Consider the following 15,845-nt stretch of genomic DNA (forward strand, 5'->3'; position numbering starts at 1 on the left):
CTGACGGGAACCTGAAGCCGCATCGCGCGCAACGTCAGCTTGGTGTCAGCCGGGCAGGTGAAGACTGGGCAACGGATAAGAGATGGGACCAACATGCGCATCCTGCTGATCGAGGACGACACTATTCTGGGCACTGCGGTGCGCGACCAGATCGCGAGCGATGGCCACTCGGTGGACTGGGTCACGCGTCTCGACGAGGCGGGCGCGTCGGTCCGCAGCACCGGCTATGATCTCGTCCTGCTCGATCTCATGCTCCCGGATGGCCGCGGCATCGGTTTTCTGAAGTCGCTGCGCAGCCGGGGCGATGTGACCCCCGTGATCATCATGACCGCGCTCGATCAGGTCTCGGACCGGATCGAGGGGCTGAACGCAGGCGCCGACGACTATCTCGTAAAGCCCTTCGACCTCGCGGAACTCTCCGCGCGCATCGGGTCGGTCGCGCGGCGCTACAGCGGCAATCCGAACCCCATCGTGAGCCATGCCGGGCTCGAGATCGACCTCGCCGCGCGCAGCATCCTGCGCGACGGCAAGCCCGTGCAACTGACCGCGCGAGAATGGGCCCTGTTCGAGGCGTTCCTCTCGCGCCCCGGCCAATTGCTATCCAAAGCCCAGCTCGAAGAGAAGCTCTACGCCTTCGATGCGGAGGTGGAGAGCAACACGATCGAGGTCCATGTCAGCCGCCTGCGCAAGAAGCTTGGCGCCCATGTGATCGAGACTGAACGCGGTCTCGGCTACAGGCTGGGCAAGGCATGAGATTGCCGCGAAGCCTTCAGGCCCGTCTGGGGCTTTCGCTCGGGGTCGTTCTGGCGCTGATGTGGATCGCGGCGGCGACCGTCACCGCGCTGATCGTGCGCAAGGAGATGAGCGAGGTCTTCGACTCCACGCTTCAGGAAACGGCGCAGAGGATCCTGCCCCTCGCGGTCATGGATATCGTGAACCGCGACGGCAACAACACGACGCAGCGCCTTGCAAGGCTGCGCAACCACGAGGAATTCTTCACCTATATCGTGCGGGACGCGGAGGGGCACATTCTTCTGCAGTCCCATGCGGCCGATCCGTCCGTCTTCCCCGCCTATGACGGCCGGGGGTTCAGCCAGACGGCCACCCACCGGCTCTATAGCGATGCCGCCCTTCAGGACACGATCCGGATCACCGTCGCGGAACCGCTCGCGCATCGTGCGAAGGTCGCGCGAGAGGTGGAGCTTGGCCTTGGCCTGCCGCTGCTGATCGTGATCCCGCTCGCCTTCGCGGCGGTCGTGCTGGCGGTGCGGACCAATCTCGGGCCGCTGCGGCGGTTCCGCACCAGTCTAGAGGCGCGCAACGCCCGCGACCTCACCCCCATTCCGACCGACGATCTGCAGACCGAGATTTCCCCGGTCGCCGCCACGCTCAACAATCTTCTGGGGCGGTTGCGCGAAGGGTTCGAGGCCGAGCGAAGCTTCGCCTCCAACGCCGCGCATGAATTGCGCACGCCCCTTGCGGGCGCCATCGCGCAGACACAGCGGCTGAGCGCGGAAACAACCGACCCGGTCGCGAAGACACGCGCCGCCGATATCGAGGCGACGCTGAAACGTCTCACACGGCTCTCGGAACGTCTGCTGCAACTCGCCCGCGCGGAAGGCGGGCCTTTGCGGCTTGAGCGCAACTCGGACCTGCGCGTCGCCGCCCGCTTGATCGTCGAGGACCTCGCGCGCGGCTTCGATCCCGGGCGTATCGCTCTGGAGCTGCCCGAGTCGCCTGTCATCTCGGATCTCGACCCCGATGCGTTCGGTATCCTGTGCCGGAACCTGATCGAGAACGCGCTGAAGCATGGGGCGCAGGACGAACCGGTTACGGTGCGCCTGACTGCGAAAGGCGTTTTCACCGTAACGAATACCGGGCCGGTCATTCCGCAGGAGACGCTCGCGCGGCTGACCGCGCGGTTCGAGCGCGCCGGCAGCACGAATGACGGCAGCGGATTGGGCCTCGCCATCGTCGCCGTCATCGCGGAGCGGATCGGAAGCCCGCTCTCGCTGACATCGCCGCCGAGCGGTCGCGACTCTGGCCTTGAGGTCAGCTTGCAGCTGCCGCTGAGTGCGGCGACGTCCTGAAGAGCCGCGCGCCGAAATCCGTCACGTTCCGAAACCCGTCTTGTTCAGCGTCACTTGCCGGACCTCTTTCGGCTGATAGTCTGGAAAAATGACCGACGCGGACACGATGACTGCGGTGCTTTGCGACCGCTATGGAGCGCCTGACACGCTTTGGCTGGACGAAGTGCCCATCCCGGCGCCCGCACCGGGCGAAATCCGGGTGCGCGTGCATGCCGGAACGGTGAACCGGACCGACACGGCCACGCTGCGCGGCCATCCCTTCTTCGCGCGGGCGATGACGGGGCTCTTGCGGCCGAAGATGCCCACGCTCGGGATGGATTTCGCCGGCGTGGTCGACGCCCTGGGCGATGGCGTGAGCGCGTTCCGGCCCGGGGATCGGGTCTTCGGCCTGTCGCCCGAGCGGTTCGGCGCCCATGCCCAATATCTCTGCCTGCCCGCCGATGGACCGTTGGCGCGGATCCCGGGCGATCTCGCCTTCGACGAGGCTGTGGTGGGCGAAGGCGCCTGGTATGCCGACGCGACCACCAGCCTGCTGTCCGAGGGCGCCCGCTGCCTGATCTACGGTGCCTCCGGCGCCATCGGCTCGGCGGCGGTTCAGCTTGCCAAGGTGCGCGGGGCGCATGTCACGGCGGTCATCGGAACCCGTCACCTCGAATTGGCCCAGAGCCTCGGGGCCGACAGGGTGGTGAATTACGAGACCGAGGATTTCACCGCGATCGGCGAGCGCTTCGACCTCGTCATGGACGCGGTGGGCAAGACCTCGTGGCGCGCCTGCCGCCCGCTACTGACATCCGACGGCATCTTCACGGCGACCGATCTGGGCCCCGGCTGGTCCCACCTGTTTCTCTCCGGCTGGTGCGCGCTCACCGGCAGCAAGCGCGTGCGGCTTCCCTTTCCCGAGAATGCCCCGGGCTTCGTGCGACGCCTCGCCGGGCTGATGGCCGAGGGGCGGTTCCGGGGCGTCTTCGACCGGCGCTATCGGCTGGACGAGATCGTCGAGGCCTTCCGCTATGTCGAGACCGGGCAGAAGACCGGGATCGTGAGGATCGACATCCCCTAGGATCAGGATGGGCGGATCACGATCTTGCCCCTGACCTCGCCATGACCGGTGCGCGCCAGTGCCTCCGGCAGCTCGACCAGCGGCAGCTCCGCCTCGAGATGCGGCACGATCCGTCCCGCCTGTGCCAGCGCCGCCACGCGCGCGGTCAGTTCGCGCCCCGAGGGCACCATCAGCATTCCGATCGACTTGTGCCGCCCACGGTAGATCGCCCCACCGAGCAGGAGCGACAAGAGCACGCGCACCTCGCCGCCGACCGCCCGGTAGATGCCACCCGGCGCGAGCGCCTTCGCGATGCGGCGTGGCCCGCGGGTCGCCACCATGTCGAGGATGCGATCCCAGGTAGCCCCGGTCTCGGTGAAGTCCTGTGCGCGATAGTCGATCACCTCATCGGCACCGAGCGTGCGCAGCCAGTCGACCTTGCCGCCATTGTCGACCGCGCTCACGAAGGCCCCCGCCTGCTTCGTCAGTTGCAGCGCCATGGTGCCCGAGCCACCCCCGGCCCCGTTGATCAGCAGCCTGTCCCCTGCCGTGACATTTTCGGTTCCGGCGACGGCGATGCCGCCCGCCTGCGGCAGGCAGGCGGCGACCGCGTCGGAGAGGCTGTCGGGCACCTTCACCATCAGTTCAGAGGGCACGCAGACATATTCGGCGAAGCCGCCGCGGGTCATGACGACGTCCCCCATGACCCGGTCACCGATCGCGAAGCCGGGCGTGTCGGGACCGAGCTTGTCGACGATCCCCACGATGTCCGAGCCAAGCACCGGTTGCTTCGGCCGCCAGTACCCGCCGACCATTCGCGCGTAGAACGGCGCGCCCGTGAGATATTCCCAATCCGACAGGTTCACCGCGCAGGCGCTTACCCGGAGCCGAAGCTGGCCCTTGCCCGGCTCGGGCACCGGCAGGTCCGCAAGCCGCAGCTGCTCGGCCCCGCCGTAGCGGTGATAGGTCATGGCCTTCATTTGCCGGGTCCGGGGGGATCGGTGAATACACGGACCAGCATCGTGCCGACGATCCAGACCCCCAAGGTCCAGACGATGGTGGCGCCGGGGCTCAGGTAGCCGCCGACAAATCCGGCAATCGCGATCACCACGCCGATTGCGCCGACCAGTCCGACCAGTTCTTTTCTCTTCTGTCGCAAGCCCATCGGTCTCTCCCCCTCTTCATGCAAATCCTAGTCGATTCGCGCGCGACGCCCAAAGATCACGGCACCCAAGCCGAACGGCCCGACAAGCCCGACCGACAATCAGCCGAGCCAGTCGCCGATGCGCCCGTAGAGCGCCCTGATCCCTTTCATGGGCACGTCGACCGCCATAGGGGATTGAAGTTCGCATGATCATGCTCCTCCGGTTTGTCATCGTTGATTGAGCTGTGCGCGCACGGCTTTGATGCCTTGCCGCGATACGCGATAAGGCTGGCCGTTCTGCGAGCGGATGAAGCGCCGTTTTCTCAGGCGCATAAACACGTCGAGCGTGCAGTCCGAAAGGACGTAACCGTCGCGCGTGTAACAGGTGATGGCGCGTATCTTGCCGCCCTCGCCTCTTTCATGGTGGATTGCTCCGCCAAGGGCGAGTTCATGCAAAACACGCTGTTCGTGCTTTGAGATATTCAAGGGATTGGTCTCGATTTTATGAGAGTGTAGAAACAGAGGCACTCAGCGTTGCGCGTGAGTGTTCTTTTGGTTCTGGCGTTCCCGTATCACTTGATCGGGAACGGGCTTATGCCCGGGGCTCTTGCATAAAATCTCCATCGCATGAGGCCTCTGCCTCATACCTTTTGGACAGTTAGGCACGGACGCAGAGCACAACAAGTCCCCTGCGACATCTCTGCGCGATCAAAGCAATGGCGTTGCAGAAATGCGGGCGTTCATGTCCCTCCGCGAAAGCTCTGGCGCCGAGCGTTCTGATAAAGAGCCCCAACGAGAGCGCCGGTTGCATTGTCCTCAGCGACTATCTACGCCATCAGATACACCAGCCCAGATTGGACAGCGGTAATGCCGATATTCCTGATCCTCATGGTCATCGTCGCAGGCGCCGTTGGAGCGTTCTTCTGGTTCAAGCGGCACAAGCGCGCCCAACTGCTGACGACTGCGCTGCCGGAGCGTCAGCGTACCATTGTGAAGCAGCAGGTTCCGCTGATCCGAAGACTGCCGGGCGACCTGCAAGCGCGGCTCGACGGCAAGATCAGCCTGTTTCTGGATCAGGTCGAATTCCTCGGCTGCAATGGCTTGGAAGTGACCGAGGAAATGCGGCTCTCCATCGCCGCCCAAGCCTGCCTTCTCGTCGTGAATTCAGACAGCTGGTACGATCACCTTCGCACCATCCTGATCTATCCCGGAGCCTTCAAGTCCAGACAAGCTCAGCGCAGCGGCTATGTTCTGACGGAACGCGAAACCATCCGGACCGGGGAGAGCTGGGCGCGCGGTCCGGTCGTTCTGTCTTGGAAGCACACCCGGTGGGGCGCCTCCAACGATCATGATGGCCACAACGTCGTCTTGCATGAGTTCGCCCACCAACTCGACGATCTTTCAGGTCACACGGACGGCATTCCGGTGCTGAGCAAAGAGCAGAGCTTCGCTGGCTGGGCAGTGCCATTCTCCGAGGCCTACGAGCGCCATGTTCAGCACGTCAGACACGGGCGGCGCACAGTGATAGACGCCTACGGCGCCGAGGGGCCGGAAGAGTTCTTCGCAGTCCTCGTCGAGGCCTTCTTCGAGCGACCGGCAGAGCTGAAACACGCCGAACCTGCCGTCTATGAACAGCTGTCGATACTCTTCCAGCTTGAGCCATCGACATGGGCCCGATGACCCGGTGCGCAGGCTCGTCCCCGTAACACTCCTGCCTGCACCAGAAGATCCGGCATCCACCGGCTCATCCCGCTCTCATCGAGGCTTTCAGGACAGCGCGGCATTCACTCCAGAAAAATGCCGCCGTCATCACAGCCCGGCAAAGGCGTCGGTGTGAATCCATCTGCGACGGACCCCACATTTACGCAGCATCTTCAGAAACCCGGAAACCATCGTGCTCGCACCGGACACATAAACGCGCCGTTCGTCCAGATCGGGAACGCATTCGCGCAAGTTCGTCTCGTCCATCCGGCCCTGCACCAGCGTCACATCGTCATATATGGCGGAGCCGGGTTCTCCGGACACCGCGTAGACCACCTTCATCCCCAATTCGTTGCGCGCGCGTGTCAGAAGCTCTCGATAGGCGATCTCGTCTGCTGACCTGTTCGCGTAGACCAGAACGATATCGCGTTTCTCACCGCGTTCGAGGAGGTCGGCGATCATGCTGCGAAACGGGGTAATTCCAATTCCGCCTGCGATGAACAGAAGCTTCTTCTCGCGCTGCCGCGGCAGGACGAATGTGCCCGCTATCTGGGAGCCGTAAATCGTGTCGCCTTCCTGCATCCGCAAAAGCCCCCGCTTGAACGCGCTTCCCTGAGGGTTGAACTTGACGCCAACCCGCACGGCCGAGGCCCCGGGCGCGGAGGCGATGGTGAAGGGCCTGCGGTTGCCGCGCTTGTCCGACCCCGACAGCCCCAGCGTCCAGTCGAGATACTGACCCGCCCGGAATTTCAGGGCGCGATCCGACTGAAAGACGAATTCGTAGCAATTCGCGGCGATCTCCTCGACACCGACCAGCTTCATCTTGAACCGACCTTTGGGGCTGGCGGCCCAAGCGTAGATATTCGCCACGAGGAAGGCCATTTCGGGGGAGAAGTACATCGTCCCGATATGGATGTTCGAGGAAGACAGAACCCCGACGATGGTGGCGTAGACATGCCGCGACCAGCGACCATGCGCGGCCGTCAGCGGCTCCGTCAGCATTGCGAAACCAGCAAAGAACAGCGGCGAATAGAGGAGCGTCTGTTGCAGCGCCATTCCCATCATGCCCGGGGGCGTCGTTACCAGAACGGCGGCAAGGTTGGACAGGATGTAGACCGCGATCATGCCGAGGCGCTCGATCTTGTAGGCGACGAGAAGCCCGCCGAGGATCACCAGAGGCAACAGCTGTGGCGTGCCCCCGACCCACCACAAGGCCGGGGTGTTGAGCCCAAGCCCCGCAACGACCGCACCGATCGCCACCGGGTTGAAGATGTGCTTATGCCCGAGCGTCAGGATGAATTTCGACGCAATAGCGACGACCGATGCGAGCACGATCGCGGCCAGTGTCATCGGATCGGCGAAATCCGCGGGCGGCATGATGAGCGCGAGGATCAGGGCCGTGATATAGACGGATTCCGCGTTCGTCGGCAGCTTCAGAAACAAGCTGAAAAGCCGGTTCGTCACCCAGGCGCTCGCTACAGAGAGCACGAGCGACACGACCAGCCCGACAGGGTCGAGGAAGGCCGCTCCCATCATGCCGACCGCAATCCCGCCCAGAAACAGGATCCCGAGATAATAGACCATCAATCGATACATCGTGACGCCATTCAGCGAACGCCTGATCAGTTTCATCATGAGAAGACAAACTCCTTGAAACCGGTCGTTTGCACGGCCGTTCCATCCTGGTGGATTTGGTAGGCTTCGAGGCCATCGAGGGCTTCGATGTAGTAGATGCCCTTGTCGCCCATCGCGAAGGCCGCCGTGGCGTGTAGGTCCGCGACGAGAACGTCATGCCCGATCACGGTGATGCTGACGGGGCCTTCGATGCGGCTGGTTCGGTCATGCGGGTCATAGATATGGTCGCCACGGACGTAGTTGCCCGACGTCGCCACGCCCTGCCCTCTTGGCGCGATCGCCTTGACGATCTGGCGCGGATCGAAGGGATTGCGAATACCGATCAACCACTCGCGGTCGCGCGCATCGCGCCCGCCGACTTGAATGTCTCCGCCCGCGTCGATGCAGAAATTCTCGAACCCGTCTCTCTCGAGCAGTCGGGCCGCACCGAGGATCGCCCATCCTTTCACGACACCGGAAGGATCGATGGTTCCATCCTCGCGCCGAATGTCGAAATACCCGTCCGTGATCTCTTGCATGTCATGGGCGATCTTCAGGACGTCGCGCATCTGGGAACTGAGTGCGGGCTCATCGATCTCGCCCGAATTGAAGCGCGAAACTTCGCTGTCAGGGCGGAAGGGGCTGAAGCGTTTATCCGCGTCATTGAAGACGTCGAACACCCTTTCGTGAATGTCTGCGCCCTCGGAATTCGGGATGTCGAGCGTGATCGGCATTCCCATGATGATCCGCGTCTCGACGGTCATGGCCGGACTATTTCAGCGATTTCAGCAGCGCATCATTTGCCGAATTCAGGAACGCCTGGCTGGTGAGCGTTGCGCCGGAAATGTAAGAGACGTTGGTATTCTGCGCCATGACGATCTCGCGCTCGAGCATCGGCAGCGCCTTGCTGTTGATATAGCGGCTCGTCCTGCGATCCGTCGGCGATCTCAGGATGTCGATGGAGGCGATTTTCCCATTTTTCACATGGGCTTGCACCTGCACATAGCCGTAATACTGGCGGACCGGAGACCCGGTCCAAGTGCCATCCTGGAATTGAGCGTTCGCGGGAATTTGGCGAGGTTGCGAAAAGCTCGAGAAAAAGCCTGCCGATGCCGCGGTCGAACTGAGCAGCACAGCGAGAACGGTGCCTGAAAGTGCGCTTGTAAACTTCCTGCTCGTCATTGGGGACCTCCTGATATTCCTTGCGGGCTCCCGGCCCGGTGACTTCGATTTGACGGTCGCTCGCCTGCCCCCAGACCACTTATAAAGATACGTGTTCCGCATCGACATTGAAGTCGCGCCCGTTCCCCTTTGCGTGAAGCAATTGCGAGCGAAGGGAGCGGCCCTATCGAGAACGCAGTCGCGCCCGCCCCCATATCAGCTTGGGGTGTCGCCTCTCCTTCGCGGATCTTTCACCCTGCCAGCACTTGTGCGCCGTCAGCCTCACTGCCGCCGAAACAGCAACCTGTGGGGGAACGCAGTCTCTGCGAGGATCGTCAGCCCATATGCCGGGGTGAAAGCCGACGAGAGGTTGGGCACGGAAGCTATTGGCAACGCGCGGACGGTTCGCACGCTGCCCTGCCCAGACCGAGATGAGAACGATCGACGCGCCGGCCTCGAGACGGGCGACGCGCCCCGACCGTATCGCGCCCGGCCTTCAAACGACCAGTTACGCTGGCACGATAATTTGACGCAATTTCTCAAGCTCCTCCTCGGACATGTCCAGCGCATCGCGGGTCACATCGTGAAGCTCCTGCATCAATGTTTGAGCCTGCTCGATCTCGTCCTGCGTGATCGGACGAGACGGATGGGCAAAGAAACCGAGCGAGCGGTCCAGCTCCCCAAGCGCAATGACTTTTCCGAAGCGCAATCCGAAACGCGCGGCGGCGCCGAACACGTCACTCTGGTCACCGTCGGCGAGATCTTCCCAGTCACAAATGCCCTGATTGGAGATCGCCCAGCGGACGGTCGGATCCACAAAAACGAGCTCTTTTTCAGTGTAGTAATCGACCCACTCTTTTGGGTAGGTGAGATAACTAAGGGTCGGACTAGCAAAGCGAACATGCAAGCCCAACGCGAATGTCCAATCGCAGACCCGGTTCAGACGTTGCAATAGGTCCTCTATCTTACGCAGATTATCCATGTCTCGCCTCCTGACCACATCTTGCAACTCTTCGCCGATGCTTTTGGCGTATTTAGGGCAGTTTCTTGAAAACTTCGATTTGTAAATTCGGGAAACGAGCTGGGACCGATGAAACCCGTGCTGTGCCTGAAGACTCTGGAGCATCCGCAGCGGGAGTTTTCGGGTCGGGAGTGCCTTGGGCAGAAAGCGCGACAGCGCCGTTCCGATGGGATCGGCATCCTGAAACGACACCTCGCAACCAGAGAAGCGAAAGAAAATGCGCTTTCGGAGGATCAGGCAAGAATACCCCCGGAATGATATACCTGTCTCCGGCCTTCGGGACTTATTTCGAGTGCAACGCCGCTACGCAGATTGGCGCGTCGATCTCGAAAGGACACATGATGGAACTCACGCAAGACTGGGACAAAACCTTCCCGAAAAGCGACAAGGTCGACCACAGCAAGGTCACCTTCACCAACCGCTACGGCATCACGCTGGCGGGCGATCTCTACGCTCCCAAGGGCGACGGCCCCTTCGCCGCGATCGCGATCAGCGGCCCCTTCGGCGCCGTGAAAGAGCAATCCTCCGGCTTCCACGCGCAGACGCTCGCCGAGCGCGGCTTCGTCACTCTGGCATTCGACCCGTCCTTCACAGGCGAAAGCGGGGGCAGCCCGCGCAATGTCGCCTCGCCCGACATCAACACCGAGGATTTCAGCGCCGCCGTCGACTATCTCGGCCTGCTGGAGACGGTCGATCGCGAGCGCATCGGCATCCTCGGCATTTGCGGCTTCGGCGGTATGGGCCTGAACGCAGCCGCGGTGGACAAGCGGGTCAAGGCCGTGGCGGTCACCACGATGTATGACATCAGCCGGATGATGGCCAAAGGCTACTTCGACAGCACCACGCCCGAGCAGCGCGCGGAAACTCTCGAGGCGCTCGGTCAGCAGCGCTGGGTCGATGCGGAAAACGGCGCTCCGGCCTATGGCCCGGTCTCGCTCGAACTTCAGGGCGGCGAGCCGCAATTCGTCGTGGAATACGCCGGTTACTACAAGTCCGAAGAGCGCGGCTTCCACCCCCGGTCGGTCAACTCGAACGCATCCTGGACTCTGACGACGCCCCTGTCGTTCATGAACATGCCGCTCCTGACCTATATCGACGAAATTTCGCCGCGTCCGAGCCTGTTCGTTCACGGCGACAAGGCGCATTCGCTCTATTTCAGCGAGACGGCTTACGCCGCCGCGGCCGAACCGAAGGAGCTGTTCATCGTCGAAGATGCGAACCACACCGATCTCTACGATCAGGTCGACAAGATCCCCTTCGACAAATTCACCAGCTTCTTCACCGAGAACCTGTGATAAAATGCTCGGAGCCGCCTGCGGGCGGCTCCGACCTGCAGACGGGGCATGATGCCGATGAATGAGCAGACCATCCGATATGGACACTCGCACGACGCCCTCGCCGCGATGATCGCGAAATGGGCCGAGGGTTCGGAAGATGTCTCGACCCCTCTCGCGGATCTGAGCTTCTTTCGTCGCACGCGCCCGACCGAGCCGGATGTCTGTCTGGTCGAACCCGCGCTTCTGGTCGTGGCGCAAGGGGCCAAGCAGATGTTCGTGGGCGGCGCGCCGCATCGATACGACCCGTCCGGTTTTCTGATCACCTCTCTGGAAATCCCCGGGCAGACGCAGATCATCGAGGCGAGCGAAGAACGGCCCTGCCTCGGGCTAGTCCTGAAGCTCGATCAGCGGATGCTGGCCGAGATGGTCGCGCGCAACGTGACGCCACCGCCCTCTCACGCAAAGGAGCGCAGCAGTGTCGCGGTGGGCACCATGACCTCTGACCTTCTCGCCCCGCTGGAGCGGCTCGTGGCGCTTCTCGACGAGCCCGAGGCCCTCCCTGTTCTTGCGCCACTGATCCGGCAGGAAATCCACTACCGGCTCCTGCGCAGCGATCAGGGAGACCGTTTGTGGTCCTTCGTCGCCGCCGGTAGCCCGAACCAACGCATTCTCGCCCTGCTCAACTGGATGAAGCTCAACTATGCCGAACCCCTCCGGGTGGACGACCTCGCGGCCCGCGCACAGATGAGCGCCTCGACCTTTCACCAGCATTTCCGCGAGCTCACCACGATGAGCCCGCTCAAATACCAGAAATGGCTCCGTCTGAACGAGGCGCGCCAATTGATGCTCAACGACCATCTCGATGCAGCCAGCGCGGCCTTCCAGGTTGGCTATGAAAGCCCCTCGCAGTTCAGCCGGGAATACTCCCGGCTGTTCGGAAATCCTCCCAAGAAGGACATCGACCAGCTGCGGCTCGATGTAGCGATATAAGACGCCTATATCGCTTGAGGCGGGGTTTCTTGCGCTGCATCAGCTCCAGCGACGAATATCCGGTTTGGGCCAGCATCTTCCTTCTGCACTCTCATGTTAGAAGGAAGGGCTGGCGAAAAGAGGCCACCCTGCCCGCCGCGCGCTCGGGGCCAACGTGAGCTTGGCGGCTCACCACGCGCACCGTAGACTGCGGGACATGGGGTATGTGACGTCTCTCTTCGCACGCAAGATCGTCGCCGCAGCGGGCGGTGGCGTTGACGCTGCCGCGATGCTGGCCAGCGTCGGGATTACTCCTGACGATCCCTGGAACGCCGGGCGGATGGTTTCCGCCGAGCGTTACTACGACATGCTCGAGAAAATTGCCGATCAGATCGACGTGACGGATCTTCCGCTGCGCACGGGCGCCTCGATGCGGCTCGACGAATACGGTGCGCTTGGACTGGCCTTCAAGGCCGCAACGACGCTCGGGGCGTCCTACGCGCGGGTCGAACGCTATGCGCGCCTCTGGACCAGCGTCGTCGAGTACGAGCTGCGGCCGGAGGCCGGGGGCACCCTCTTCATCCTGCACCGTGAAGGCGAGCGACGCCTCGGGATGCGGCTGTCGAACGAGGCGACCCTTGCGAGCGCCGTGTCCATCGCAAGGCAGGTCGCACCAGTGCCCCTCGCGCCCGTGGAGGTGCTTGTCCGGCATCCCGCCCCGCGCTCGATTACCGCACACGAAGACTGGTTCGGCTGTCCGGTGCGCTTCGGGGCCGATCTCGACGCGATCCTCTATGACAACGAGACGCTGGCCCGACCCAATATTCTTGGGGACGAGGGTATTTCGAAATATCTAACAAAGCATCTCGACGCGGAAATGGCCGAGATCACGCAGGAGCCCGCGCTCGTCTCGCAGGCGAAAACCGCAATTGCCCAAGCCCTCAGCGAGGGCGCACCCAAAATGTCCGAGATCGCTGGTAGTCTCGGGCTGAGTGCGCGGTCGTTTCACCGGCGCCTCTCCGAGCACGGGGTGAACTTTCAGAGGCTCACCGAAGAAACCCGCCGCGACCTCGCCGAGGGGCTCTTGCGCGACGAGAGCCATTCCCTGGCTGAAATCGCGTTCCTCACCGGGTTCTCCGAGCAGAGCGCCTTTACCCGCGCGTTCAAGCGCTGGGTCGGCACGACGCCGGCGAGCTACCGCAAGGATATGACCCACCGCTGACGGGCGCGTTGGCGACGGCGGTCAAAAGGATGGCCTCACCGGTCAAGACCGCGCTGCCTCCCTGCGCATATCCCTTGGTTATCGAAACCGAAGCCAGGGAGACAGCCCATGCAAGACCGGGAGATTCTCGTCATCGGCGCCACCGGCAAGACCGGCCGCCGTGTCGCCAACCGCCTCGAGGCGCGGGGCCTTCGCGTGCGCCGCGGCTCGCGCAGTTCTGCAACGCCCTTCGATTGGGACGCCCCCGAAACCTGGGCGCCAGCCCTGCGCGGAGCGCGCGCAGCCTACGTCACCTACTTTCCTGACCTTGCTTTCCCCGGGGCGGTGGAAAAGCTCGAGTCCCTCTGCGAGACGGCCCGCGACGTTGGCGTCGAACACCTCGTGTTGCTCTCCGGTCGCGGCGAACACCACGCCCGGCTGGGCGAAGAGGTGGTGCGCAAGTCCGGCATCGACTTCACGATCGTCCGGGCCGCCTGGTTCGCGCAGAACTTCTCCGAGGGCTACCTTCGCGACCCGGTCCTCTCCGGCGTTCTTCCGATGCCCGGCGGCAATGTCGCCGAGCCCATCATCGACATCGACGACATTGCCGAAGTCGTCGTCGCCGCGCTGACCGAAGACGGCCATAAGGGCGAACTCTACGAGGTGACGGGACCGCGGCTGATGACATTTGCCGACATGGCGACCGAGCTCTCGCGCGCCACCGGGCGCGAGATCCGGCACATCCCGATCAGCTTCGATGCGTTCCACGAGGCCGTCGCGCAGGCGGGCGGCGATTTCGTCGCCGACGTCTTCACGGCCATCGCGCGCGAAACGCTGGACGGGCGCAACGCCCACACCGCGGACGGCGTTATGCGCGCGCTCGGCCGTGCGCCCCGCGACTTTGCAGATTTCGCCCGGGCCGCTGCCCGCACCGGCGCCTGGACAAGCGCTGCCTGATACCGCCCTATGAAAGGAACATGACATGAGACCCACCCTGTTCGAGAAGATCGCGCTCGGTCTCTCCGGCCTCACCGCGTTCACCATCGGCGCGTCCATCCTGTTCGTGCCGCACGCCTTCTACGCCACCTACGGCATCAGGTTGGGCGACGACGCCAATCTACTGAGCGAACTGCGCGCGCCCGGCGCCGGGCTCGCGGGGTTCGGTCTTCTGATGCTCCTCGGCATCTGGCGGCAGGCAGCCCTGCCCGTCTCCATGGCTGCGGCCCTGACGGTCTTCATCGCCTTTCCGGTCGGACGGCTGGTCGGACTGATCGCGGACGGGATGCCCTCGGGCAACGTGATCGGTGCCCTCGTCGTGGAACTGATCCTTGCCGCGCTCTGCCTCGCCGCGTTCCGCCGCCGCCTTTGGCAGCGGGCACCCGGCCTCTCGGCGGCGCAGCCCGCGCGCTGAACCTGCCGCGGCGGTGGGGCCCTTCCGGGCGTGATCGATATGACCGGGAAAGTCTGCCGTGCAGGGCATCCAAAAGGCTGATTTTCATCGCTCGCTGCCACATTCACAGCGCCGCCGGCACCTCCAACCGAACGCTCCAAAAGGAGACACCCCGATGATACAACAACTCTTCGAAATCAGCCTCGTCGCCGCAACGCTTGCCACGGGCCTCGTCGCAGGTGTGTTTCTCTCCTTCTCCGATTTCGTGATGCGCGCGCTTGGACGGGCCGAACCCGCAGCCGGGATCGAAGCGATGCAGATGATAAACCGTGAGGTCTATCGATCGCTATTCGCCACGCTCCTGCTCGGGCTGGCCTTCGTCTCGATCCTGCTCGCGGTCGTCGGGATATGCCTTGCGGGACCTGACGTGGCGCTCTGGCTCGCCGCTGCCGCCGGGTTCTACATCGTCGGTGTCGTGGCGGTCACCGCCCGCAAGAACGTGCCGATGAATCAGCGTCTTGACCGCATGGAGCACCGAAGCCCCGACGCACATGCCTATTGGGCCAGCTACACGCGCGACTGGACCCGCTGGAACCATCTGCGCTGGGTGGCCGCACTGGCCGCCTCGATCGGCTACCTCGGCGCGACCGTCACGATCGCCGGACAGGTGTGACGGGGTTCGGGCTGGAGCCGCCGCGCTCGGATCTGCCACTCTTGAAGGAGGACAAGACCATGATCGATACACCGCTGACCATTCGCCCGGCTCGCGAGACCGATCTGTTCGAGATCGTCGAAATGCTGGCCGACGATCCGCTGGGGGCCACGCGCGAGGACTTGCGCGCGCCACTGCCAGAGGCCTACCGCGCGGCCTTTTCCGCAATCGAAAACGACCCGAACCAGCGGCTGGTCGTTGCCGAGCGCAAGGGAGCGGTCGTCGGAACATTGCAGCTCAGCTTCCTGCCCGGCCTCGCCCGACAGGGCGCCTGGCGCGGACAGATCGAGGCGGTGCGGATCGCGCGCGACCATCGGGGCGGCAAGCTTGGTGAGGCGATGTTTGCTTGGGCGATCAGCGAATGCCGGGCGCGCGGGTGTTCGCTGGTTCAGCTCACCACGGACAAGGCCCGTCCGGACGCGCATCGCTTCTATGACCGTCTCGGATTTGAACCGACCCATGTCGGATACAAGCTGAAGCTCTGAGGGAGAGGCGACTAATCCTGCAGGCGAACTCCAAAGAACCA

At 63.4% G+C, this 15,845-nt stretch carries 19 protein-coding genes; 12 read left to right on the forward strand and 7 right to left on the reverse strand.

Translation table 11 applies throughout. The annotated features are described in order from the left end of the window. The first annotated feature begins 93 nt into the window (after positions 1–93). The 3 genes from ACZ7GB_RS04810 to ACZ7GB_RS04820 all read left to right on the forward strand — a co-directional run bounded on the left by ACZ7GB_RS04810 (position 94) and on the right by ACZ7GB_RS04820 (position 3,150). A complete protein-coding gene (locus ACZ7GB_RS04810) occupies positions 94–753 on the forward strand; it encodes a response regulator transcription factor (RefSeq protein WP_078519957.1) in 660 nt (219 codons plus the stop codon). Continuing rightward, complete coding sequence (locus tag ACZ7GB_RS04815) at positions 750–2,090, forward strand: ATP-binding protein (protein WP_472157815.1); 1,341 nt, start codon at positions 750–752, stop codon at positions 2,088–2,090. Before ACZ7GB_RS04810 ends, ACZ7GB_RS04815 begins: the two co-directional genes overlap by 4 nt. A gap of 88 nt (positions 2,091–2,178) precedes the next feature. Beyond that, positions 2,179–3,150 carry an NAD(P)-dependent alcohol dehydrogenase gene (locus ACZ7GB_RS04820; RefSeq protein WP_472157816.1) on the forward strand — a complete coding sequence of 324 codons (972 nt, stop codon included), beginning with the start codon at positions 2,179–2,181 and terminating at the stop codon, positions 3,148–3,150. Between the two features lie 2 nt (positions 3,151–3,152). Here ACZ7GB_RS04820 and ACZ7GB_RS04825 read toward each other — a convergent pair whose 3' ends face one another. The 3 genes from ACZ7GB_RS04825 to ACZ7GB_RS04835 form a co-directional block, all read right to left on the reverse strand. Then, positions 3,153–4,109 (reverse strand): NAD(P)-dependent alcohol dehydrogenase, encoded by a 957-nt coding sequence (locus tag ACZ7GB_RS04825; RefSeq protein WP_472157817.1) that lies wholly within the window; start codon positions 4,107–4,109, stop codon positions 3,153–3,155. Then, entirely contained in the window at positions 4,106–4,294 is a 189-nt protein-coding gene (locus ACZ7GB_RS04830) for a hypothetical protein (RefSeq protein ID WP_078599710.1), read from the reverse strand. Before ACZ7GB_RS04830 ends, ACZ7GB_RS04825 begins: the two co-directional genes overlap by 4 nt. Before the next feature lie 207 nt (positions 4,295–4,501). Further along, a complete protein-coding gene (locus ACZ7GB_RS04835) occupies positions 4,502–4,759 on the reverse strand; it encodes a YjhX family toxin (RefSeq protein WP_078519961.1) in 258 nt (85 codons plus the stop codon). A gap of 381 nt (positions 4,760–5,140) precedes the next feature. Between ACZ7GB_RS04835 and ACZ7GB_RS04840 the strand changes: the two genes are divergently transcribed. Beyond that, complete coding sequence (locus ACZ7GB_RS04840; protein ID WP_472157818.1) at positions 5,141–5,953, forward strand: M90 family metallopeptidase; 813 nt, start codon at positions 5,141–5,143, stop codon at positions 5,951–5,953. Between the two features lie 129 nt (positions 5,954–6,082). Here ACZ7GB_RS04840 and ACZ7GB_RS04845 read toward each other — a convergent pair whose 3' ends face one another. From ACZ7GB_RS04845 to ACZ7GB_RS04860, 4 genes are all read right to left on the reverse strand, one after another. Next, on the reverse strand, positions 6,083–7,609 hold the full coding sequence (locus ACZ7GB_RS04845; RefSeq protein ID WP_472157819.1) for a ferredoxin--NADP reductase: 1,527 nt from the start codon (positions 7,607–7,609) through the stop codon (positions 6,083–6,085). After that, on the reverse strand, positions 7,606–8,352 hold the full coding sequence (locus ACZ7GB_RS04850) for an FAD:protein FMN transferase (protein WP_472157820.1): 747 nt from the start codon (positions 8,350–8,352) through the stop codon (positions 7,606–7,608). The genes ACZ7GB_RS04845 and ACZ7GB_RS04850 overlap by 4 nt, the downstream gene beginning before the upstream one ends. 7 nt (positions 8,353–8,359) lie before the next feature. Further along, positions 8,360–8,770 (reverse strand): FMN-binding protein, encoded by a 411-nt coding sequence (locus ACZ7GB_RS04855; RefSeq protein WP_158522096.1) that lies wholly within the window; start codon positions 8,768–8,770, stop codon positions 8,360–8,362. A 487-nt stretch (positions 8,771–9,257) separates the two neighbouring features. Further along, the gene (locus tag ACZ7GB_RS04860) at positions 9,258–9,731 is read right to left on the reverse strand and encodes an autoinducer binding domain-containing protein (RefSeq protein WP_078545647.1); all 474 of its coding nucleotides are present in this window, start codon (positions 9,729–9,731) and stop codon (positions 9,258–9,260) included. A gap of 108 nt (positions 9,732–9,839) precedes the next feature. Between ACZ7GB_RS04860 and ACZ7GB_RS04865 the strand changes: the two genes are divergently transcribed. From ACZ7GB_RS04865 to ACZ7GB_RS04900, 8 genes are all read left to right on the forward strand, one after another. Further along, entirely contained in the window at positions 9,840–10,028 is a 189-nt protein-coding gene (locus ACZ7GB_RS04865; protein WP_472157821.1) for a hypothetical protein, read from the forward strand. Positions 10,029–10,111: 83 nt separating this feature from the next. Further along, positions 10,112–11,065, forward strand: coding sequence for an alpha/beta hydrolase (locus tag ACZ7GB_RS04870; RefSeq protein WP_472157822.1), 954 nt, complete (start codon positions 10,112–10,114; stop codon positions 11,063–11,065). A gap of 57 nt (positions 11,066–11,122) precedes the next feature. After that, entirely contained in the window at positions 11,123–12,037 is a 915-nt protein-coding gene (locus ACZ7GB_RS04875; protein ID WP_472157823.1) for an AraC family transcriptional regulator, read from the forward strand. A 196-nt stretch (positions 12,038–12,233) separates the two neighbouring features. Then, on the forward strand, positions 12,234–13,238 hold the full coding sequence (locus tag ACZ7GB_RS04880; protein WP_472157824.1) for an AraC family transcriptional regulator: 1,005 nt from the start codon (positions 12,234–12,236) through the stop codon (positions 13,236–13,238). Between the two features lie 108 nt (positions 13,239–13,346). Further along, positions 13,347–14,174: an NAD(P)H-binding protein gene (locus ACZ7GB_RS04885; RefSeq protein ID WP_472157825.1), complete on the forward strand. Its 828-nt coding sequence runs from the start codon at positions 13,347–13,349 to the stop codon at positions 14,172–14,174. A gap of 25 nt (positions 14,175–14,199) precedes the next feature. Beyond that, the gene (locus tag ACZ7GB_RS04890; RefSeq protein WP_472157826.1) at positions 14,200–14,628 is read left to right on the forward strand and encodes a DUF4345 domain-containing protein; all 429 of its coding nucleotides are present in this window, start codon (positions 14,200–14,202) and stop codon (positions 14,626–14,628) included. Positions 14,629–14,782: 154 nt separating this feature from the next. Beyond that, positions 14,783–15,280: an anthrone oxygenase family protein gene (locus tag ACZ7GB_RS04895; RefSeq protein ID WP_472157827.1), complete on the forward strand. Its 498-nt coding sequence runs from the start codon at positions 14,783–14,785 to the stop codon at positions 15,278–15,280. A 59-nt stretch (positions 15,281–15,339) separates the two neighbouring features. Further along, positions 15,340–15,804, forward strand: coding sequence for a GNAT family N-acetyltransferase (locus ACZ7GB_RS04900; protein WP_472157828.1), 465 nt, complete (start codon positions 15,340–15,342; stop codon positions 15,802–15,804). The last annotated feature ends 41 nt before the right edge of the window (positions 15,805–15,845 follow it).

The organism is Thioclava sp. PTB-PU3-1, assembly GCF_055666785.1.

What these genes read in the sequence shown, in the direction of transcription:
- ACZ7GB_RS04890 (WP_472157826.1), top strand. Translation starts at nt 14,200, where the DNA reads ATGAGACCCACCCTGTTCGAGAAGATCGCGCTCGGTCTCTCCGGCCTC.
- ACZ7GB_RS04880 (WP_472157824.1), top strand. Translation starts at nt 12,234, where the DNA reads ATGGGGTATGTGACGTCTCTCTTCGCACGCAAGATCGTCGCCGCAGCG.
- ACZ7GB_RS04855 (WP_158522096.1), bottom strand. Translation starts at nt 8,770, where the DNA reads ATGACGAGCAGGAAGTTTACAAGCGCACTTTCAGGCACCGTTCTCGCT.
- ACZ7GB_RS04840 (WP_472157818.1), top strand. Translation starts at nt 5,141, where the DNA reads ATGCCGATATTCCTGATCCTCATGGTCATCGTCGCAGGCGCCGTTGGA.
- ACZ7GB_RS04845 (WP_472157819.1), bottom strand. Translation starts at nt 7,609, where the DNA reads ATGATGAAACTGATCAGGCGTTCGCTGAATGGCGTCACGATGTATCGA.
- ACZ7GB_RS04810 (WP_078519957.1), top strand. Translation starts at nt 94, where the DNA reads ATGCGCATCCTGCTGATCGAGGACGACACTATTCTGGGCACTGCGGTG.
- ACZ7GB_RS04815 (WP_472157815.1), top strand. Translation starts at nt 750, where the DNA reads ATGAGATTGCCGCGAAGCCTTCAGGCCCGTCTGGGGCTTTCGCTCGGG.
- ACZ7GB_RS04875 (WP_472157823.1), top strand. Translation starts at nt 11,123, where the DNA reads ATGAATGAGCAGACCATCCGATATGGACACTCGCACGACGCCCTCGCC.
- ACZ7GB_RS04885 (WP_472157825.1), top strand. Translation starts at nt 13,347, where the DNA reads ATGCAAGACCGGGAGATTCTCGTCATCGGCGCCACCGGCAAGACCGGC.
- ACZ7GB_RS04830 (WP_078599710.1), bottom strand. Translation starts at nt 4,294, where the DNA reads ATGGGCTTGCGACAGAAGAGAAAAGAACTGGTCGGACTGGTCGGCGCA.
- ACZ7GB_RS04870 (WP_472157822.1), top strand. Translation starts at nt 10,112, where the DNA reads ATGGAACTCACGCAAGACTGGGACAAAACCTTCCCGAAAAGCGACAAG.
- ACZ7GB_RS04820 (WP_472157816.1), top strand. Translation starts at nt 2,179, where the DNA reads ATGACCGACGCGGACACGATGACTGCGGTGCTTTGCGACCGCTATGGA.
- ACZ7GB_RS04860 (WP_078545647.1), bottom strand. Translation starts at nt 9,731, where the DNA reads ATGGATAATCTGCGTAAGATAGAGGACCTATTGCAACGTCTGAACCGG.
- ACZ7GB_RS04865 (WP_472157821.1), top strand. Translation starts at nt 9,840, where the DNA reads ATGAAACCCGTGCTGTGCCTGAAGACTCTGGAGCATCCGCAGCGGGAG.
- ACZ7GB_RS04900 (WP_472157828.1), top strand. Translation starts at nt 15,340, where the DNA reads ATGATCGATACACCGCTGACCATTCGCCCGGCTCGCGAGACCGATCTG.
- ACZ7GB_RS04850 (WP_472157820.1), bottom strand. Translation starts at nt 8,352, where the DNA reads ATGACCGTCGAGACGCGGATCATCATGGGAATGCCGATCACGCTCGAC.
- ACZ7GB_RS04825 (WP_472157817.1), bottom strand. Translation starts at nt 4,109, where the DNA reads ATGAAGGCCATGACCTATCACCGCTACGGCGGGGCCGAGCAGCTGCGG.
- ACZ7GB_RS04895 (WP_472157827.1), top strand. Translation starts at nt 14,783, where the DNA reads ATGATACAACAACTCTTCGAAATCAGCCTCGTCGCCGCAACGCTTGCC.